This is a genomic window from Thalassobacterium maritimum (assembly GCF_031127805.1).
In the GTDB taxonomy this organism is placed as follows: Bacteria; Verrucomicrobiota; Verrucomicrobiia; order Opitutales; family Coraliomargaritaceae; genus Thalassobacterium; species Thalassobacterium maritimum.
In genome coordinates, this window is the sequence record NZ_JARXHW010000002.1 from 1 (window position 1) to 19,185 (window position 19,185).

Annotated in this window: 14 protein-coding genes; 10 read left to right on the forward strand and 4 right to left on the reverse strand. The window is 48.3% G+C overall.

Annotation, left to right across the window (positions count from 1 at the left end; all coding sequences use genetic code 11):
• The 3 genes from QEH52_RS01000 to QEH52_RS01010 form a co-directional block, all read left to right on the forward strand.
• Positions 1-1,482, forward strand: a 1,482-nt coding sequence (locus QEH52_RS01000) for a hypothetical protein (RefSeq protein WP_308948061.1), incomplete at its 5' end; no start/stop codon positions are given.
• A gap of 600 nt (positions 1,483-2,082) precedes the next feature.
• The gene (locus tag QEH52_RS01005) at positions 2,083-3,096 is read left to right on the forward strand and encodes a hypothetical protein (protein ID WP_308948062.1); all 1,014 of its coding nucleotides are present in this window, start codon (positions 2,083-2,085) and stop codon (positions 3,094-3,096) included.
• Positions 3,097-3,421: 325 nt separating this feature from the next.
• A complete protein-coding gene (locus QEH52_RS01010; protein WP_308948063.1) occupies positions 3,422-4,483 on the forward strand; it encodes a hypothetical protein in 1,062 nt (353 codons plus the stop codon).
• Positions 4,484-4,838: 355 nt separating this feature from the next.
• On the opposite strand, the gene QEH52_RS20470 is transcribed toward QEH52_RS01010, so the two are convergent.
• Positions 4,839-5,294, reverse strand: coding sequence for a GxxExxY protein (locus QEH52_RS20470; protein WP_345785432.1), 456 nt, complete (start codon positions 5,292-5,294; stop codon positions 4,839-4,841).
• 252 nt (positions 5,295-5,546) lie between these two features.
• Here QEH52_RS20470 and QEH52_RS20475 point away from each other — a divergent pair, with 252 nt between their 5' ends.
• The 7 genes from QEH52_RS20475 (at position 5,547) to QEH52_RS01045 (ending at position 12,507) form a co-directional block, all read left to right on the forward strand.
• Complete coding sequence (locus tag QEH52_RS20475; protein WP_345785433.1) at positions 5,547-6,530, forward strand: hypothetical protein; 984 nt, start codon at positions 5,547-5,549, stop codon at positions 6,528-6,530.
• A 294-nt stretch (positions 6,531-6,824) separates the two neighbouring features.
• Positions 6,825-8,357, forward strand: coding sequence for an O-antigen ligase family protein (locus QEH52_RS01020; RefSeq protein WP_308948065.1), 1,533 nt, complete (start codon positions 6,825-6,827; stop codon positions 8,355-8,357).
• Between the two features lie 236 nt (positions 8,358-8,593).
• On the forward strand, positions 8,594-9,055 hold the full coding sequence (locus QEH52_RS01025) for a rhodanese-like domain-containing protein (protein ID WP_308948067.1): 462 nt from the start codon (positions 8,594-8,596) through the stop codon (positions 9,053-9,055).
• A complete protein-coding gene (locus QEH52_RS01030; protein WP_308948068.1) occupies positions 9,052-9,588 on the forward strand; it encodes a MauE/DoxX family redox-associated membrane protein in 537 nt (178 codons plus the stop codon). Before QEH52_RS01025 ends, QEH52_RS01030 begins: the two co-directional genes overlap by 4 nt.
• 38 nt (positions 9,589-9,626) lie before the next feature.
• A complete protein-coding gene (locus tag QEH52_RS01035) occupies positions 9,627-10,019 on the forward strand; it encodes a hypothetical protein (protein WP_308948069.1) in 393 nt (130 codons plus the stop codon).
• Positions 10,020-10,086: 67 nt separating this feature from the next.
• Entirely contained in the window at positions 10,087-12,012 is a 1,926-nt protein-coding gene (locus QEH52_RS01040) for a hypothetical protein (protein WP_308948070.1), read from the forward strand.
• A gap of 114 nt (positions 12,013-12,126) precedes the next feature.
• On the forward strand, positions 12,127-12,507 hold the full coding sequence (locus QEH52_RS01045; RefSeq protein WP_308948071.1) for a hypothetical protein: 381 nt from the start codon (positions 12,127-12,129) through the stop codon (positions 12,505-12,507).
• Between the two features lie 56 nt (positions 12,508-12,563).
• Here the strand turns inward: QEH52_RS01045 and QEH52_RS01050 are convergent, their stop codons facing one another.
• The 3 genes from QEH52_RS01050 to QEH52_RS01060 all read right to left on the reverse strand — a co-directional run bounded on the left by QEH52_RS01050 (position 12,564) and on the right by QEH52_RS01060 (position 18,976).
• A complete protein-coding gene (locus QEH52_RS01050; protein ID WP_308948072.1) occupies positions 12,564-12,854 on the reverse strand; it encodes a TonB-dependent receptor in 291 nt (96 codons plus the stop codon).
• 2 nt (positions 12,855-12,856) lie between these two features.
• The gene (locus QEH52_RS01055; protein ID WP_308948073.1) at positions 12,857-14,707 is read right to left on the reverse strand and encodes a TonB-dependent receptor domain-containing protein; all 1,851 of its coding nucleotides are present in this window, start codon (positions 14,705-14,707) and stop codon (positions 12,857-12,859) included.
• Positions 14,708-15,139: 432 nt separating this feature from the next.
• On the reverse strand, positions 15,140-18,976 hold the full coding sequence (locus QEH52_RS01060) for an ATP-binding protein (protein ID WP_308948074.1): 3,837 nt from the start codon (positions 18,974-18,976) through the stop codon (positions 15,140-15,142).
• Positions 18,977-19,185 lie beyond the last annotated feature (209 nt).

The following is a 19,185-nucleotide window of genomic DNA, read 5'->3' on the forward strand; positions in this document are numbered from 1 at the left end:
GCGAGGTTCCTGATTCTTACTTTTATCTTTTTGCTGCTCTCGATTGCTGCGCAAGCGCGGTTGTTGGATTTAGATGCGCGTAACAATGCCTTGGGATCCGCTAATTCTTTTGGGCATGGACGAATCGTGCGTGTATTGGGTGAGCTTCCCATGGGTGGAGCGAGTTTTCCTATCAACTTGGTTTTTAATACCAATCCTGCCGACGCTCCCGGAGCTTTCGGGCCTTACTGGCGTATCCCTTTACTGGCATCGACCGTCGTCCAATATAAACAGTACAAACTTTATTGGGATGGTCCTCACGAGCGACGTCAATTCTTCTCGCTGGATCAAAGCGGTGATACGCGGCGTGGGGAAAAGGTGTTTGTCGAACGCGGGCAAGACTGGAAGGCGACCATCGGTCGCAGGGGGGAAGTCTTGATCGAAGCGCTCGGCGAGTCAGGCTATTCGTTTCTCTACGATGAGGGGGAGCTTAAAGAGTTTAAGCTGGGCGAATCCGCAGCACGATGCCGTGTGACCTACTCGGGGAGAGGGTATCCGCTCTACATCACAAACGCTGAAACCAATCGTCGGATTTTCGAGATTGAATACCGGGGCGCGACCGACCCTGAGCGTATTCTTCTCGGCGAGCAGCGCATCGAGGTAGAGATGGGCGATGGGGAGTTAACCGCGCCCGATGGCTCAACAAATTACCGGAATTACCGTGTCAATTTCCTGCGTAGCTTACGATTTGGTGAAAACAATACGGAGTATTTTTCATACAGTAAAGCAGACGCACGCAAGCGAGAAGTGTCCATTGTGGATGAAGCGGGCAAGAAGCTAACGAAGGCACTCGATCTCGCAGTAAATCGAATGGAGATTGCGGATGCCGAGAACGGAGGTGCAGATTCGGATAATTGGATCGAGTGGGAAGCTGGGAGTGGTTTTGTGACCGCAGATGCCGGTTCCACTTACTCCGTTAAAAACAACTCATGGGACCCGAATATTAATGAGGGCAATTGGGATGTCACCCCGGACGCGGTCGAAATGACACGGCTTCCCCTTGGTGGTGAAGAGCAACGCTGGTCTTATGTCTGGAATTCCGGGGTGCGGGTGTACACTGATTTGGCGACGGGTGAAGTGATTCGCCGCACTGTGATTAGCTCAAAAGGCCCCGCTAATGGAAAGTTGCGTAAGCGCGAAGTGCTCAAAGATGGCAAATGGGTGCTTGATCGTCAGAATTCATACGATCCGAAGGGGAGACCCATTCGTGCCGTGCATGGCGACTCGATGCGTATTTGGAGTTGGGAGGACACTCGTGATGGAAGCGAAGTGACGGAATACTTGAATGGCAGTCTCACTAGTTTAACTGCCTATGACCAAAATGGGATTTCGCACGATTTAATTTCAACAGATTCTGAAGGGAATATTTTCGAAATTTTTGATGACGGGCTTGTCATTAGAGTAAATAAAAATGGTAAAAATATATATGAATATGAAAAATAGCGTTATAAAAACAATAGTTCAACTCGGCTTGATTGTGGTACCTGTTATATCAGCAGTGGCTGCCGATTGCACCAGAAATACAACGCCGACAGGTGACTGCTGTGGCTGGCAAGTTACCGTACCATCACATGAAAAGAGTTTCATTCTGGAGTCGGAGTCCTGTGACTCCTGTAATAGTGGAATCTGCGTCTACAGGCTGTCAACCATGGAAGAAAGTTCCGCGAAGTTCCCTGAGGTCGATGTGACTTGGACTCCTCCCGCTAGCGATCCGAACTGCACATGCGATTCTGACGGAATATCTTGTGAAGGGACTGCGTGCGAAACCAAGACCGAATCTTCGCTAGTGCGGACATTTGAAAATTGTGGGTCTTCTTCTTAGGATTCGTGCTGCCTTCTCCGCTGAGAAGCGCATGATATTGTTTAATTCGCCTTGCCGCATTGGTATTCACATGCAGTCAACTGCTCACTCTGTATCTTAATAGCGATTTAGGGTGTTTTTTTGGTCTGACTAATATAAAAATAATTCTTATGAGACTGTTTATCCTATTCTTGATCCCTACCTTAGCTTACTGCCAGTCGTATGATAGCGCTAAAAAAATAATGTCTCCAGGTAGTCCAATGTATCAGTTTACTTGGGAGCTCTTGAAGCAAAATTCGGTTGAAACAGTTCGTTCTCGCGTTGTAGAAATTGACAATGAAAAGGTAGATGTTTTTGATTTGAAAGGCTTCGTGCAGACTAAGAACCTATTTATCTCCCATTCTTCTGGTTCTCTATCTGATTATAATCCTAGGGAAATGTCCTTAGGCTCGTCGGATAAGGTTACGTATCGCTATTACTGTCCTGATGGAGTTTTTCGCATGGATAACGGAAGTGGTCACGTCAAAGAGTATACCAGAGTTTTTTCCAGCTCTACTGATAATGCCGATCTTTTCGTTAAAGCTGTTGCTTATGATAAGTCTGACTATTTAAGTGATTTGAGAAATGTTTTTCTATTAAGATCCTCAGTTTATCAGGAACAGGCAGATCACCTGACTGCCGCAAGATACAGAGATGCTGCTCAAACGATGTTAAATGAGTTTAAGCAAATTCCTTTTTGTAAGTCTTCTAGTATGAGCCTTATGGGTTATGATGTAGATCTGAAACTGACTAAGCTGGGGCTCATTTCGTCATTGTCGATCGCGTCGGAAGATCGTGGGAAGCTAATTGAGATAACGAATCAATATGATACGCTCCAAGATTTTCCTGTTTTCGACATGTGGGATCCGCTTGACAGTATAGAGCTACGCAGGCGTTCTAGCGATAGTTTTGGTCTCGAGTTAACCAAAAACTCTGACGGCCAAATGAAGTTACACCCATCTGAAGTATGGAGCACTTACCTTTATAGTTTCGATGATTTTAACTTTTTAAATGATTTCGAAGTCGTTGCAATTAACGGTGAGTCGGTTAATCCTTTAACTCAGATAGATGATATCTCTGATGATATTTACCTTCAAGTCACATTCAGAAAAGGTGCCACATCGATTATTAGAAAGTTCAATCGAATATCTGCTCGTGAGGCTGAGATTTTAGAAATTTTGGAGTCAGTAAATTTTCCATCGTCTCATTTATTTTAATAGTGCTATTGTATGCTCAGCATGTTTGGTGGCGTGACGAGGAATAATGATTGGTTCATCTCTATTCGTCTGAGGCGGTGATGCTTTTTCGTTAGTGTCCGAAGATTAGGCAGGAATGGGGGCAGTCAGATCAATGGTGTCAAACGCGGGCGTGATTAAAAGCAGGAGGAGCCTTTGCGTTGGTTGGAGTCCCGCCTTTAGGCGGTCATTATCATGGGCTCATGCACGGTAGCCGCCTAAAGGCGGGACTCTGACAGGTGCATAACTGAACTAATTCCCCGCACTTTTAATCAAACCCGTCAAACGCAAAATATAAAGATTCTACGTGAACTACATTTCTAAATTTACCTTCATTGCAGGGCTGTTGTTCTTTTTTCTGATTCACTCGAGAGCTTTTGCGGCTGAAGAGATTTACGAACTCGTTGAGCCAACCAAGTTAGCTCGTTTCAGTGATATCACTTACTATGTTCGATTCCCACAAGGGCGTGGCTTTGAAGATCCGGGGCGAGCTTCTTCCCGAAAGGAAGTATCGGTCAGAGGGGTGCTCGCCTTAGTCACTTGGAGTACCGAACTAGAGGATGTACGGACTAATATCATGTCGGGAAAGCGTTTTCAAAACTATGTAAAGTTTGCCGATAAACACAACCTAGCTTTGATTACTTGGACGAATTTTAAGGGTTACAAGACGGGTGTGAGTGGTGATGTGATGGATGAGGATCGCCTAAAAGATTACGAAAAATCCTATCGGGAGCGAGCGCGCGAGTGGAAGAATGGTTATCGGCGTTTGTGCCGTCGTTTTTCTCTGCCGGAAAAGAACCTGATGATTTATGGGATCAGTGGAGGCGGTCAGATGTCACACCGCCTCGCGCTCCAAGAACCTGACTATTTCTTTGCAGTGCATATTCATGTCAATAGTAGCTACGACTCCATACGTAGAGATGGGGAGCAAATTCTTTGGTTGGTGACCACTGGCACGCGTGAGTATGGCTACCCCGCGGGTATTCGTTTCTATCGTGAGGCACTCTCGCGAGGTTACCATATGATTTTTCGAGCCGAGGAGAACCTTGGGCATGCGGGGAGCCCGGCGACGGAGCGCACCAGTTTGGCTTTTTTTGAGTATTGCATGAATTTCTTGCCCGATGCCAGTGACCCTGAATGGCGTCCGCCACCTGTGGATCAGTTTTACCTGATGAAGTATCCCACCTACATTGGGGATTATTTAAACAGTGAAGCATTCACTACGGCAGAGGCACCCAAATACATGGCACCCGAAGTGATGGTCGCGCTACCGAATAAAGCAATCGCGGAAGCCTGGGGCACAGTGTTGGATTTTAATCAGCCTGAAAAGAGTCAGCCTAGTGCTCCATTGCTGAATACGATTCGCTAGTATGGAGATTCACGCACATAGCATGAAGGATTGTGATCGCCGCGTAAAAAGACTTCGTCTCACGCGGCAGGGTTTAACTACGCTTCCGTTTTTATTGCACTACACCGTGACGATGAATTTACGCTTAACTTTGTCTCGGTCTTATTCTTCTGCAGTGTGCTGGTTTAAGCGTTCTTTAAGCGTGATTAAGCGGTGTGATTCTGTGCGTTTGATTGGTACAGATTACGTGGAAATAGAATCTATGACTTTTGACCGCTTAACTACGCTTAAACTACGCTTAACTTTGGCTCGGCTTTATTTTTATGCGTTGGGTTGGTTTAAGCGTTCCTTAAGCGTGATTAAGCGGTTGGAAAATTTACGTTTGATCGGTGCTAGGAATGTATTCCTTCAATATGTAGCGTTTCCATTCGACAGATTTCGGAGTGCTGAAGTTAATCAAATACCCGACTGCTCTCCTAGTGACATGCATGTAATTGAGCAGTTGTTGTTCATGTTCCGGAAGGATCGTTTTAACGGCTTTCAATTCGACAATAATAGAGTCATGCGTGATGAGGTCGGGGACGTATCGTTTTTTAAGCTCTCTACCTTTGTAGTAAACCTTCAAGGTTTGTTGCGCAGAAAAAGGAATGCCCCTGTCGCGAAGTTCCATCTCCAAGCTTTCTTGGTAAATCTCTTCACTCATTCCCGCACCCATTTCTTTATAAACTTCAAATGCTGCGCCCATCAGTGCGTAACCTTCATTACCAAGATATTCCGTATTTTTAGTCATAGCATGTATGGTGATTGTATTCTCTTTGCCATGCGATCTCATTTTAATTCAGTAATTTGGGGGCACCGCTTAAAAACGCTTAAATCACGCTTAACTTTGAGTTCCCTCACGTCGTGCTGGTTTAAGCGCAATTTAAGCGTGATTAAGCGGTTAGAAAATCCGTTCGATCGGTCAGTGCTTTGGTTCGGTGCCCTGAATTTAGACCGCCGCGTAAAAAGACTTCGTCTCACGCGGCAGGCTTTAAAAACGCTTAATTTTCGCTTAACTGCTCCAGCGTGGCCGATATCTGTGCCTATGATTACGTCTGTTTGGTTTAATCGGTTTAAAAATGCGTCAGCCTTGGTCTTACTCTTTGTCTCTGGTTTGCAGCCTGCAGCTGCGGCGGATGTTTACGAATTCACCGATCGTTCGGGGCGAAAGTTGGAAGCCATTATCGTTAAATTTAACGAGACTGAGGTGGATGTGCAGCGAGTCAGTGACAGACGTTCTTTTACTCTCGCACTAGAAGATTTAAGCGACGCGGATCAGCGTTATCTTAAAAAGGCTTATTCGAGTGTTGCTGCGGATGAGGCTGGGCAAGCTGACGCGCTCATCCCAGGAGAAGTGATCACCCTTGATTTTCCAGAACTCGGTTCGATGGCAAAGGGCAAATCTGCGCAATGTCAGTTGAGTGTGCCTAAGCACTACGATCCGCTTAGACCGACACCATTGCTTGTTTGGTTTTCAGGTGGTGCTGGCTCGCATTTAGTTCAGAGTGCTCAAGGTCTGGTAGATTTTGATGGATTTTTAGTACTGACCTTGCCTTACCCCGACGGTCGATTGCCTCGTTTAGCAGTGAATGCTGGTGAGGACGAGATCAATGCATTCTGGGATTTCCAAAAGCCTATGTTGGATAGAGTCATTGAACTGGTTCCTAACATCAGTGAAGAGATTCGGATTGCTGGCGGCTCTAGTAGTGGTGGTCATTTAGTGGGCTCTGCACTGGATCAAAAGTGGCGCGGTTTTTGTGATTACTTCACTGGGTATATTTTGCATGAGGGTGGGCATTGCCCAGAGATGAAATTTTCCGGCACACGAAGCAGTCACCACATTCTCGTCATCTATGGCGAGAAATCGACCTCTCGGGAGTGGCAGGATTTTTTTATGGAGCGTTTCGACCAAGCGCGTGGCCGCATAGAGTATATTGAAGTTCCAAACGCCGGTCATGGTCTCAATGGCGATGGGAAAGCGCTGATTCGTGAATGGATTCAAGCGAAATTTGGAAAGGATCTTGGTTAGCATGGATGGGCGATTACATATGAGTGAAGAGATTTACCGCTTAATCACGCTTAAATTGCGCTTAACTTTAATAGGTGCTAAAATGAGGGAAAGTTTGTCATTTGGTTCTGATTCTATCTCTTATTTAATTTTGGACTCTTTGGTTATATTTAAGCGGTCTGCAATAAGGATTCTGTGGAATGAGGGGCACCGCTTAAGGACACTTAAATCACGCTTAATTTTGAGTTTCCTTACGTTGTGTTTGTTTAAGCGCAATTTAAGCGTGATTAAGCGGTTAGAAACTCCGTGTTCTCTATGCCTAGCTCACTGATGGAATTTCTTTTCCCAGAATACCGCCTCGATTGGTTCGGGGCGGGGCCTTCGAGTCCGAATAAGACGGGTGCTTTGTTGGCGATTGTCTTCATTGCTGCTTGGTGGCCTGCGTTACGCTTTCGCTGGGGCTATTGGCTGAGTCTGCCAGTCGCGTTTGTGGCGGCGGGTATCTTATTGCAGACTGAATCGCGGGGAGCAATTATGAGTGCTGTTTTTGGGCTGCTGATTTTGGTTGTTGGGGGATTCTTAACTAAAACTAAAGTTGACCGCTTAAAGACGCTTAAAAAACGCTTAAAAAGTAATGCTTTTATGCTACGTGCACTGTCGCTCGTGGTTGCACTTTGTTTGCTGGTCTTTTATTCGCAGCAGCTTGGGGTCAATGATCGAATGACTGCGATGACTTCAGGTGAGGATGGTTCGACGAATGTGCGCTTCGCACTCTATTCGGCTGGTTTGCAAATGATCGCCGACGCGCCCTCGGGCTGGGGGCATGGGCAGGCTGGAAATGCTTATGGGCAATGGTATCAGGAGGTCGGTGACAGCCGATCGTATCTGTCTTTAGTTAATTCGCACCTTACTTGGATGGCGGATTATGGGATGTTGTTTCAGTTCGTCTACATCGCTGGATGGGTGTTGGTTCTTTTGCTTTGTTGGCCGTTGGGACCGATGCGTGATCGAGAAGACGCCATTGGCATGGCGTCGCTACAAGAGATTGAGTGGAGCGATGTCTCGATCGAGAGGTCCTCTGGGCGGACTGGCGCCTTATCGCTGAGGTTGATTGCTTTTGCGGCTTGGGTTGTGCTGGGGCTCTGTGGCGTCTTTAGCTCGGTGTTGACCTTGGTTTGGCTGTGGGTGATTCCTTGTTCGCTCTTACTGCTGTGCTTGTTTCAGCGTATACGTTCGAATGACTGGCCGTCGGTCAGGCAGGCGCAGATTGCTTGTCTTGTTCTGCTCCTTGGCTTCTTTGGCTTACAAGCTGTGGCGCATGCATTTGCCTGGGGGAATCAGATTGCCGTTGATCATGAATCGATCAAGCTGGGTGAAATGCCTGAAACGGTCGCTATTGTTCAACCCGATCGCCAAATCGTGGGCGACAAATTTGGTCATACGATACGTGAGTATTTAGAGGACACGGGTGGAATGACGGTGCTGCGTGACGACTCAGCGCAGGTGGACCTGAGCCAATTTGAAACATTGGTATTCTCTGGGAGCCTGCCGCAGATGGAGTTATCAGAGCGTACTGGCAGTATCGTGTGGCTGAATCCTCCAGCCAATGTTGACGACGCCACACTAGAAGTGCTTCGCGAGCGGCCCCTGACTATTGTTGTCGGAAGCCTCGGGGATTGGAGGCGTGTGCGGCTCTGGCAGTCGCTAGCTGATGAGAACCTGAAATGGGATTTAATCGAGCTAAGGGGCGTGGCTGATTTTATACCGAACTGGCCGAAGTATATGGAACCGTCCCACCTACGCCAAGGTTTCGGTGGGCAAGTAATGGACATGAATGAACGTGAATAAGCCAATGCGACCGATGGAAGAAAATTATGGATATGATCGTAGTCGGGTTGCTTTAGCGCCCAATTTAGCTTGGGCAACCGGCTACACGCATGAACAGGGCGCTAAAGCAACCCTGCTACGGTGTAAGCCTGTATCGTTTTGGTTTAAGCGTAGTTTTAGCGTGATTACCGTGTCCTCCGAAGCCTTTAGGCGTAGGGGGAAGCGGTCTGAGAAATTGGCAGTCGGAGGTGCTTTGTATGCGTAAATGCTCATATATTTCTAAGCTGTGTCTGCTGTTTCTGTTGCCGATTCCGTTCGCGGTGGTCAATGCATGGCTGAACCCGAGTGCGCCTTCGTGGAACCCGATGCAGTTGGGAGAGGGCGAAGTGGCGTTGGAGCATTTGTTGAACTGGGAGGATGATTATATTCTAGTTGATGCGCGGGCACCCGAGGCATACCAGGGGGCGCACATGCCGGAGGCTATCAATCTTTACTTGGGGCAGTTCGACGCGCAAATACTTCATTTTCTGGATGTTTGGTCGCCTGATCGCTCCATTATTGTCTATTGCGACAGTCGTCAGTGTGGCGCGAGCGAGGAAATGGCTACTCGCCTAAGGGAAGATTTTCAAATGGAACGAGTCTTTGTTCTTAAAGGTGGTTGGGAAAGCTGGCTTGAAGCGACTCAAGAGATCAAGTCGAGCCTAGGAGGTGCGCTATGATGGCAGCATGGGCTCAATACATCGTTCGGGTGATTCTAGCGGGACTGTTCATCTACGCAGGAACGATTAAATTTTTACAGCCAGACATCTTTCTCTTCGATATCGAGAGCTATCGGATGATGCCGTATGCATTGGCTTGGCTGGTGACGTTTTATCTACCTCCGCTGGAAATTCTTTGTGGGCTGGGTCTGCTGCTGCCAAAGTTCCGGAAGCCTTCGGGCTACCTGCTATTACTGCTGATGCTTGTTTTTATCATCGCGATTTCTGTCGCTTGGGCACGTGGATTGAATATTTCGTGTGGATGTTTTGGAACATCGGAAGAAGCGACCAATTATATCTGGCTAATTGTGCGTGATCTGCTTATTTCTGTTGCGTTGGTATTTGTGCTGCGCGCGAGGAGGCAGGGAGGAGTGTGTCCTAACGCATCATCTGAAGAGAGGCGTCCGGCGAGCGGACACGCTACGGGAGCTGCGGACGTTACCACTGTGACAGGCTCAGAGATTAAATTAAATGAAGCCTCTACTGAAAATTGAAAACTCATTAACCGACAATTGGAGAATCAAATACGAATATGAAAACTAACTCAAAATCTGGCAAGAGTCCCTTGCTCTGGATGGGCGTAGTCGCTGCGATTGCAGTGATGGCTTTGATCGGCATCGTTGCCTTGCGTAGTGTCGGGGGCGGCACACATGCTCCGCTGCCTGTGGCCGACTTCGCGCAAACTCCGAAAAACTTTTCGGGTAACCGCTACGAATTCGAAGGGCGCATTGATCGCCAGCTCGGATTTGAAGAGGGGGTAGGGCGCATTATCTTGACGCAAGCTGTCGATGATGAGTCACCCGTGCCGCTCTATGTTGCTGCGGAGCATGACAACTTTAGCCCGAACCCTGGGCAGGTCTATCGTTTCTCGCTCCGGGTTGACGGTGATGGAATCCTTAACGTTGAAGAATATGAAAAACTGTAAACTATTTCAGAACGTAGCGGTGTGCTTTAGCCACCGTATATCTTTAGGCGTAAGGAGCTTCGGAACGGTGGCTAAAGCACCCCTAGGGCATTTAACACACCGCTACGCTTGGCTACTGCTGGCGACTTCTGTCGTCACGCTGAGTGCGCAAGACTCCGAAACTCCAGTCGAAGCCACTCCATCGCCAGCATCCGCATCCGAACCTCGGCAGTCATCCCCATCGTCGAGAGATGACTCCGCCGGTGTGCAAAGCACTCTGGATTCATTCAATCTCGGGAGTGGCGCAATGGATTGGCGAGGCAAGCAATTCAATCTAGGGGATGCGGAAATGGCTCAGGCTCGATTTGAAAAATATCTGAACTCTCCGCCTTCGACATCAGAAGAGGACCTCACCTACGATACTTTGCTGACGGAAATCTCCCATCGATTGATCGGTAAAGGGGGCGGCACGGATAAGCAACGCGTGAGTGAAGCTTGGCGTATGCTTTACCGCGCGTCTGAGTTTCCGATGGATGCGGGGCTGAGTGAAATTCTTGCAGACCGGATTGTCAGTTTTTGGCAGACCAATAATAAAGTCGCCGCTCTTGGTTTACAAACCGAGCGTTTAGAGACGGATCGTCAGTACCGTGAATCGAAGATCCGTTCGATTGCGGATCAAGATCGTCACGAGTTTATTCGGCTTACGCGAGGTACTGGAAACCAAGATGCCGCTCCGCCTCCCTCTATGGATCATTTGAGTGAGCCAGAGAGGAAGCGGTTGGAACAGATCGAAGAAAAAATCGAAGAGAATGAAAGTTATGAAGCGACTTCTAGAATCACTCAGAAACTGGAGTATCAGAGCTTGATCGTGCAATTCTTCGTTCAGCGTCGATTTCAGCACGCATTAATCGCCAATGATTTCTATCGCTACATGTTTAATGCCGAAGACAATGCACTCGAAGGTGCGGATGCGTTGAAAGGGCAAGTCTTCGGAGACTTGGACGTGAAGATCACCACCTCAACACTGGATGCCCTTTCGAAAGAAGCTGTTTCCGACGTAGAAAGCAGTCTGGACACCATCAATTTCCTGCTGGAGCAAGGTGAAATTCACAATGCGACAAAGCGCCTGATGGAGGCATTTTATCTCGGCGAATATCTGCCTGTCATTAAACGTTACCCACTGGATAAGAAGCGCAAGATTGCTGGTTACATCCGTGACTTGACGAGCTTGGCCAGTTCCTTGGAAGTGAAGAGCTTTGACCGTGCCGAAAAGAAATTGGAAGAGATTGAAGGCTACGTCCAAGACTTTGACGGGGGCAAGGCGGACGCATTTATTCAGACTTCGAAGCAACTGAGTAATCTCGCCATACAGCGCGCACTTAGTGCTGCTTACGAGCAAGACCGCAGCGGCATCGAAGCAGGATTGGAAGAAGCCGTAAAATACTGGCCGACTAATCCTGGAATTCAGGAGTTCTCAAACAAACTGTTGGAAAAGACCGATATCAAAGACATGGCCGCGCTGGATTTTGACCGCTTCATCAAACAGGACGATTACAGGGCGATATTCAACGACCGCTTTCGCTTCGCGGCTGCGCTTGCCATGGATGAGGGGCGTAACGTGGAGTTTCTTGATATTATGAAGCGGATGGAAGTGATTGAATCAGCAATGGCTCAGGCTCAGGAGCTCTCACGGATACAAAATACCTTTGGAGCCTGGGAGGTCCTGGAGCGCGTCTATCGCGAATACCCCGAAGATCAGGAACTCAATCGCCTGCGTGGTGACTATGCCGTGAAAGCGGCTCAGTTCGCCTCCGTCATCGCCAAGGCCGAGCAAGCGCGCAAGAAGGAAGACTTCGGTCAAGCACTGTTCGCTTACCTGGAAGCCCAAAAGTTGTATCCCGCGAGCTTTTTTGTCGAGGAGGGCATTCAGGAATCCGTGGATGCTATTCTGGAGGATAGAAGTGATCTCTCAGGGAAGGACGTCGCGATTGAAGCGTCTGAGGCCGAAGTATAATTCAATTGTGCTGATGTTTTATATTTCGTTAGAGACAACCTAGCTATCGCTAACGCTCTGACTGGGACGTAATTACTCACGTTTTAATTTATCTTTGAATCAGATTATAAGTTTATGTCATTTGTAACCAACGCCATCAATCGGGCTGCAAGCCTTGCGCAAGGATGCGAAGAGCAAGTTGTTCTCGAATTCCTTATCTCAAATGCTGTGGGCAGTTCCAATGCACAACCTTGGAGATTAATCGAAGCTCATCTAAAAACGAAAGGTATTCTAATGAGTCAGCAGCGTTTTCAACAAGGTATTTTAAAACGTAATAGAGAGAACGATGTGTTTATCGGTTCCAATGATCACGGTGCCGCTAGAGGATACTTTTTAATCGATACCATCGAAGACGCGCGGAAAATGAAAGGCTGGTATCAAGATCGCATTAATTCCGAGCAAGCGAGGGTAGATAATCTGAGGATTCAGTCACTTTCGCATGGTTGGGTTATTTGAATAGGTTAGCGACTGGGATTTATCCCAGAATATTAGACTCCAGATAACTAGAAAATTTAAAAAAGTCGATTTAGGGATATCATAAAACGCCTGCCTTCTACCGAGTAGAGTGATGCATCGTATCCATCGGCAAAGGCACCGGCGGCGAAGGGAGGGGCTTCGTCGGTGACGTTCTCGATTCCGATAGTCAATGCGCTATCTTTGAGCATCCACGAGGAATCTGAACTCCAGGCGTATTGAGCGGCGAGGTCGAGCGAAGTCCAAGCGTCGATCTTCCGGCTTGTATTGTTGGAGGTGAATGAAGAATTGTCGTCGAGTGAGTGGATATAGTTGATTGTCGCGGCCACGGTCAGTTGCTGGTGTGCCCAAGTGAAGCGTGCGTAGCCCTTGTATTCAGGTATTGATCCGGGGCCACAGTCAATTGCTGGTGTGCCCAAGTGAAGCGTGCGTAGCCCTTGTATTCAGGTATTGATCCGGGGCCGGCGATGTTCTCGTTGGATGCTCGTGGGTCGACCAGGCGTCCTAGATAAGAGACGTAAGGGGAGTTGGATGTGGTCTTGATGTCGTAATTGAACACGTGGTTCACGCCCAACTCAGCCTTGAGTAAACCTGTTGTCGTGGGGTGGGTATAGCTGACTGTCAAGTCGATGCCGTCAGTCTTGACCTCTGCGGCATTGAACCAGTTTGCGTAAACCAGGATGAGCTTACCGTTGCCGTCGCGGAGGGCGCCTCCGGCGTTTTGATTCACGACGTCTTGCCCACTGTTGACGATGGAATCTTCGGTGCGGAGATGATAATAGTTCAGGTTCAGTTTCCAACCTCGACCTGGATGTGGCTGGTAGGCGAATCCGAGGTGGACGCTTTCCGATGTTTCGGGTTCTAGATCTGGGTTCCCGCTGATGAAGGTGTAGACACGTGTCGCTGCGGGCGTCTGTCCGGTCGGGTCGTCGTAAATATATGAGGCCAATTGATCGCCTCCATAGCTTTCGGTCAAAGTCGGCGCTCGGAAGGAGGTGCCATATGAGAGATAGAAACTGAGGGCGCTATTAGGTTCATAGAACAGGCTACTTTTATAAACAAAAGCTTCATACTGGTTGGCTGGTGCGCCGGCAGAGGTCGATTGGTCGTGGTAAGCTTCGTAGCGCCCGGACAATTGTAGATCGAGCGAGTGCGAGCCTTGCTGAACGAGCGGAATATTCGATTCTAGGTAGAGTGCGGCGACTTCACGCTCGGCCCCGAATGAAGCGGCCTGTATGCCGCCGAGGTTGTTGCCGCTTTCAAAGAGATCGTCAATGGCGACTTGGATCTCTTCGGATCGAAATTCCAAGCCGGTCGCGACATCAATCAGGCCGGCATCCAGTTCAAATGGGCTGCCGGCCAGCTTAATATCGTAGGTCCAGAACGTCTCATCAAACTCGTTGACGGGGTGGCGCTCGGCGGCTTGGAGCGCGGCTGCGTTGTCGTAGCCAGTGCCTGTCGCGAAGGCATTGGCAAAGGGGTTAAAGGAGCCATCGTTGATCGCGCTAATGACGGTGTCGCTGTCGGCGATCCCTGAATAATGGTCATCTTGCTCGGTTCGGATGTAGAGTAGGGCAGTTTCCCAATTCCATTCTTCGATATCGCCACGCAATCCGAGTAGTCCGCGAAAGGCGTCTTTTGCTTGTTTGTATTCCAGGTTACCGAGCTCGAAACTGCGGTAGTTGAGCTGCGACAGATTATTAGGGTCTATGTCGGCAGGGCGATAAGGGCTGTTTTTCGCCGCGTTCAGAATGCCGGGGTTGTAGGCGGAACTGGACCAAGGTGCTGGTGCGAGGCCGTTGTTGAATTGGGAGCGTGTGAAGAGTAGTTCGCTCCAGACTTCTATGGCGGGGTTGATTTGGTGGCTGATCTGCGCCATGACGTTTTTACGCTCTATCTCTGGGATTGATGGGGCGCTGGCGCTGAAATTGTAGAGATCTTCAGAGCTGTCGAATACGCGATAATCATTGATGCTGGCGGGGGCGCTGACTCCGTCTTTGAGGATATATTCCGTGCCTGCGTAGTTTATCCGCCCTGGGAACGTCGGACTACCTTGATTTTGCCCGCCTTGGGCACGCCGGTCGGCGTTATCTGATATGCCGCGGTCACGGGCATAGATCGCGTTGCGTTGATACCAGCTTCCGGCGAGAACGAAGTGCGTATGCTCTCCGATCGCCAGCACGGCGCCCGTTTATTAGCGTCAAAGTGGACAGGTTGCCTAAGCCGTGGATGTTGGCATCGGCGGAACCCGAGCCGCTGTTGCTTTCGTTCTCGTTATTTGCGAATCCAAATGAATAGGGCAGGTCGCGGATCGCCTGCGCTGGTGTGGGATCGCCCCAAAGCTCTAGCTCGCTCGAATCAACTGTCCTGTGTGGAATGGCCTGATTGTGGATATCCAAATGGCTGCCCGTGACAGTGAGCGTCGGGAGTTTCAGTATTCGTTCGTCCGTATCTACGGCGACAGCAAGGCTATTGGGAATGGCAATGTATAAGAGCGACAGGGGAGTGCGAAAAGCCATGGATCTAGGTCTAAATTCGTTTCAGAGCTAGATAGAAAGAGGTGAAGCGGGCATTAAGCAAACAGTTAATTTTAGCCAGTTAGCTTGATCGTTTTTCAGTGAATCTGGTCAAGCACTTCGTGAATGGCCGCTTTGATATCTGCTTCCGGAGCTGTTTGTTTGACTGCATTGGACAGCCGGTAGAGTTTGTCTGTTAATTCCACGTCTTTTCGGATGGATGTCAGCCCGATGAGCTTATGGATGATGTCTCGTAGCCTAGGGATGTCTTTACAGTTCCATGCTTGCTGAAGTTCTTGAAGCCCCTCTTTTACGCTTTGATTGTAATTGGTTTCGAGTTCCGCCATTACGGTTGAGTCTCCGTTGGCAATGTAGTCCAGCATGCTGGATGGTACATTTGATTCAAAAATACGATGATGACCTAGCAGGCAGATCAGTTTCGAGGGTTCAAGTGGTTTTTCCATGAAATGGTCGAATCCTGCATCAAGGCATTTTTGCTCCATTTCGGGGGTATTGTATGCGCTAAGCGCAATCAATTTTGGCGGATTTTTGGGTTGGTCCGCCAAATACTGTCGGACGAGGTCCAAACCAGTCAGTCCAGGCATGTTGACATCGAGTAGCGCAAGTTCGCATTGACACTCACTAAGATGTAGCAAGGCCTCTTGGCCATTGCTGACTGTATGGGCTTTCGCGCCCATCCTCTTGAGAATCTCCGAGTGGAGATAACGATTAAAGTCCAGATCGTCTGCGACAAGAGCGCTCTGTCCATCGAGTAGGTTGGGATTTGTATTTATGCGCGTTGAGGTGACTGCTGCATAGAGATCTAGCTCCAGCGAAATCTTGAGTAGGAAGCGTGCTCCCGTTGTGTAACTTGGGTCGAGACTAAGAGTGCCGCCCATTAGTTTCGCCATCTCCGAGGCGATGGCTAGTCCTAATCCTGTGCCAGGGATGCTACTCTCACCAGGAAGCGATAGGCGAGTGAACTCTTCGAATATGTATGAACGCTTATCCTCTGGAATACCTGGGCCAGTGTCTGTGACTTCGAATGTCGCTAAGACTGTGTCCTCATCTTTTTGATGGCTCAGTTTCAGGCTGACCGATCCCTTGTCCGTATATTTAAGAGCGTTCGATACCAGATTGGCCAGTATCTGTCTGAGCAGCACGGGGTCGCCTTTGCAATAGCAAGGGCGATCGGGGGTCTCGCTGAGCAGGCTTAAGCCCTTTGAGTCGGCCATACTGCGATGCATATCGACTACATCGTCGACTAGTTTGTAGACTTCAATGGTTTCAATTCGTGCGCGAAGCTTGCCGGATTCTAGGCTCGAATAATCCAGTGTTTGTCCCAGCAACTGGTGGAGGTGGCTAGTGCTGGTATATAAATGAGTTACTTCCTTGGATTTATTTCCGAGCTGTGATTCATTCTCGTGCATGAGGCGTACGATGCCTAAAATGCCATTGAGCGGATTCCGAATCTCATGGCTCATGCTGGCTAGAAAGTTCTGCTTTGTCCGGTAGGATTGCTCTAGCTCCAGCTTTTGGCTCTCAATTTTACATGTACGCTCGTTGATTAGTTCTTCTAGTTCCTCATTTCGCTGGGTCAGATGCTGATTTCGGAGTCTAATCAAATACCATACAGAGAACGCGAGCGTAACGCATCCGGCTGCGTAGGCGTAAGTTGTTCGATACCATGGCGGATGTATCAAGAAACCGAAACTGCTTATTGTGCCATTTCGCCCGAATTCATCGATCGCCCTGACCTCAAATCTGTAGTCGCCCTCATATAAGTTCGTGAAATCGCTGAAAGTTTCTTGGCTGATCTCAGACCACTTTTCGTTAAACCCAATCAGCCTTGTTTGGTAGCCATCAACCGCAATTGTGGATGGCGGGCTCGCGTATTCGATTCGCAGCGACTGTTGTGGATACTCCCATTCGTAGGACTCGTTAACCGAGCCTGCGCCTCCAAAGTATGTTTTTGATTTCGAGCGTTCACGGATTGTGGTGATGACAGTCGGCAACAGTTCAATCCGTGGCAGGGCGGAGAGGTCATAGCGTAATAGACTCTGGCTGCCTCCCACCCAAAGCACTTCAGTGCCGTCTGTCTCTTGGTGTAGGAGTGCTTCGACCTTCCCAGCCTGATTGAGCGAGGGTAAGTTCCATGATTCCCATCGGAGCTTGCCTTTCGCGTCTAGAATAAGTCTCCCGACTCGGTTTTTCTTTTTCCCTTGGCTGTTGTATGTTTCCAATCGCAATGCCCAGCCTGAGCCATCTGCAAGGGGGCAAGATTCTAGCCCATACGCGTCGGAACCTAGGTTGTTACCCAGTGCTGGGACGTAATGAAACATTTGCGTGTCATTGTCGTAGCAGTAGAGCCCTTGGTCGGATATGACGATCACTGTGTCTTGAATGCTCAGGCAATGGGCCCAGATGAATCCATCTGGTAGTCCGTGCTCAGCTCCTAGTGAATACAACACTTTCCATTCGCTATTGCTGGAGTATAGGTTCGGTGAATTGGCTATATACACTGATCCCTTAGAATCTGAAATCATCAATCTAGAGTCGGATAGCTCGATGAGAGAAGCCGCTCCGGAATTGAAGTTTTGGAGAGTATCCAGCATTTTCCAGCTCTCATTTATTTTCTTCCAGACACTGACTTTAGGAACGTCTGCTGTGTAGATTGAGTCAGGGGTTAGTTTACTCGGGAATATTGATGTGATTGCCCTGGCGCTTGGTGTTGAAGACTTGGAACTTTGGCTATTGAGGCTTCTTAGTGCGGATGTTGTGCCATAAACGATATCTTCATTCACGCGTTCGATGTCCCACAGTGATGCGGCCTCATCGAGCACTCTCAGTGCAGGCCATTGGTTTTGGATCTTACGCGGTATTGATTTTAATTCGTGTCCAGTTGTGTAATAGATTTGATTGCGAGCACTGAGGATGTCTTGAGTTCCCTCATTTACGAATGTGAGGAATCTGTTTTTAACTTGATATACTTTGTCGACTCCCACCACCCAGATGCTGCCATCGCGACTCTCGAAAGTTTTATAGATGGGCTTTGGGTTGACAGCGACTTGATTTGTGACTGCCCCCGTTTGATCTAGGATCTTAAGTCCTTGGGCAGCAGTTCCGATTGCAAGATCTCCATTTTTGAGCCTTATCGCGTGTGTGATTGTGGTTTGATGTATATCATACTGGCTTCGAGTCAGATGTTGATCCTTAAGCCAGAATAGGCCATTGGATACCGTAACGCATAGAAGTCCCCTTTCGGTATGATCGATGATATTTATTATGCCGGAGGCAATTTCGGGCGTGTCTGACACTATTAGTTCAAAATCATTTTCACTAAACCTGTATAGCCCTTTTCCACGGTCATGAATGTAGAGCTCATTGTCGTGCCAGCTTGGTAGAATTCGTCTCTCGTCTAGAAATGCCCAAGTCTTCCACTTTTCATTCTCCCATTGTAGAACATAATTTGATGTAATTAGAAAGATGCAGTCTCGGAAGTGTTTAATTTTCCAAAACGTGCCTAGGTTTCGATTTTCTGGCAGCGAACGTAGTGATTCAGTGAGATCGATGAATTGGTATGTGTTGTTATCCTCGGAGTCGTAGTAGCCGATGGAGCCGATGCCAGCGATCCAAATTCTATCCTTCGCATCAATAGTGGCGGACGTAATTAATGAGGCATAGCCAGTTGCGGGCATCCCGCTCCATTTTTCTCCATCGTATTTTAATAGTCCTGCTTCGTTGATTAGAAAGATTGTGCCTGAAGGAACTTGTAGGATATCGCTGGAAATTGAGCCGCCTCCGTGGTCATCGTTAGTGAATTCTTCGATGAATAGACTGGTTGTTTGAGCTTTTAATACTTGAAGGCAATGAATCGCGATCAGCGTAAGGATGATAATCCGCTTATAAAACTCACTATTCGAGACAGTTGTCATTTTTCGATTTGAAAATTAGGGTTACTTTTTGACTGTAGTCTAACTGGACTAGTGGTGTGGTTTGTTTATCTCAGATAATGAGGCATAAGTGCAGTGCTCTCACAATGAGGGTATAACTGAAAGGATTAAAACAATATGAAATCATTATTAAGCACTCTCTGTTTAAACTTGGGGCTAAGCAAGCTAGCAACACGTATGGACTCTGCGGT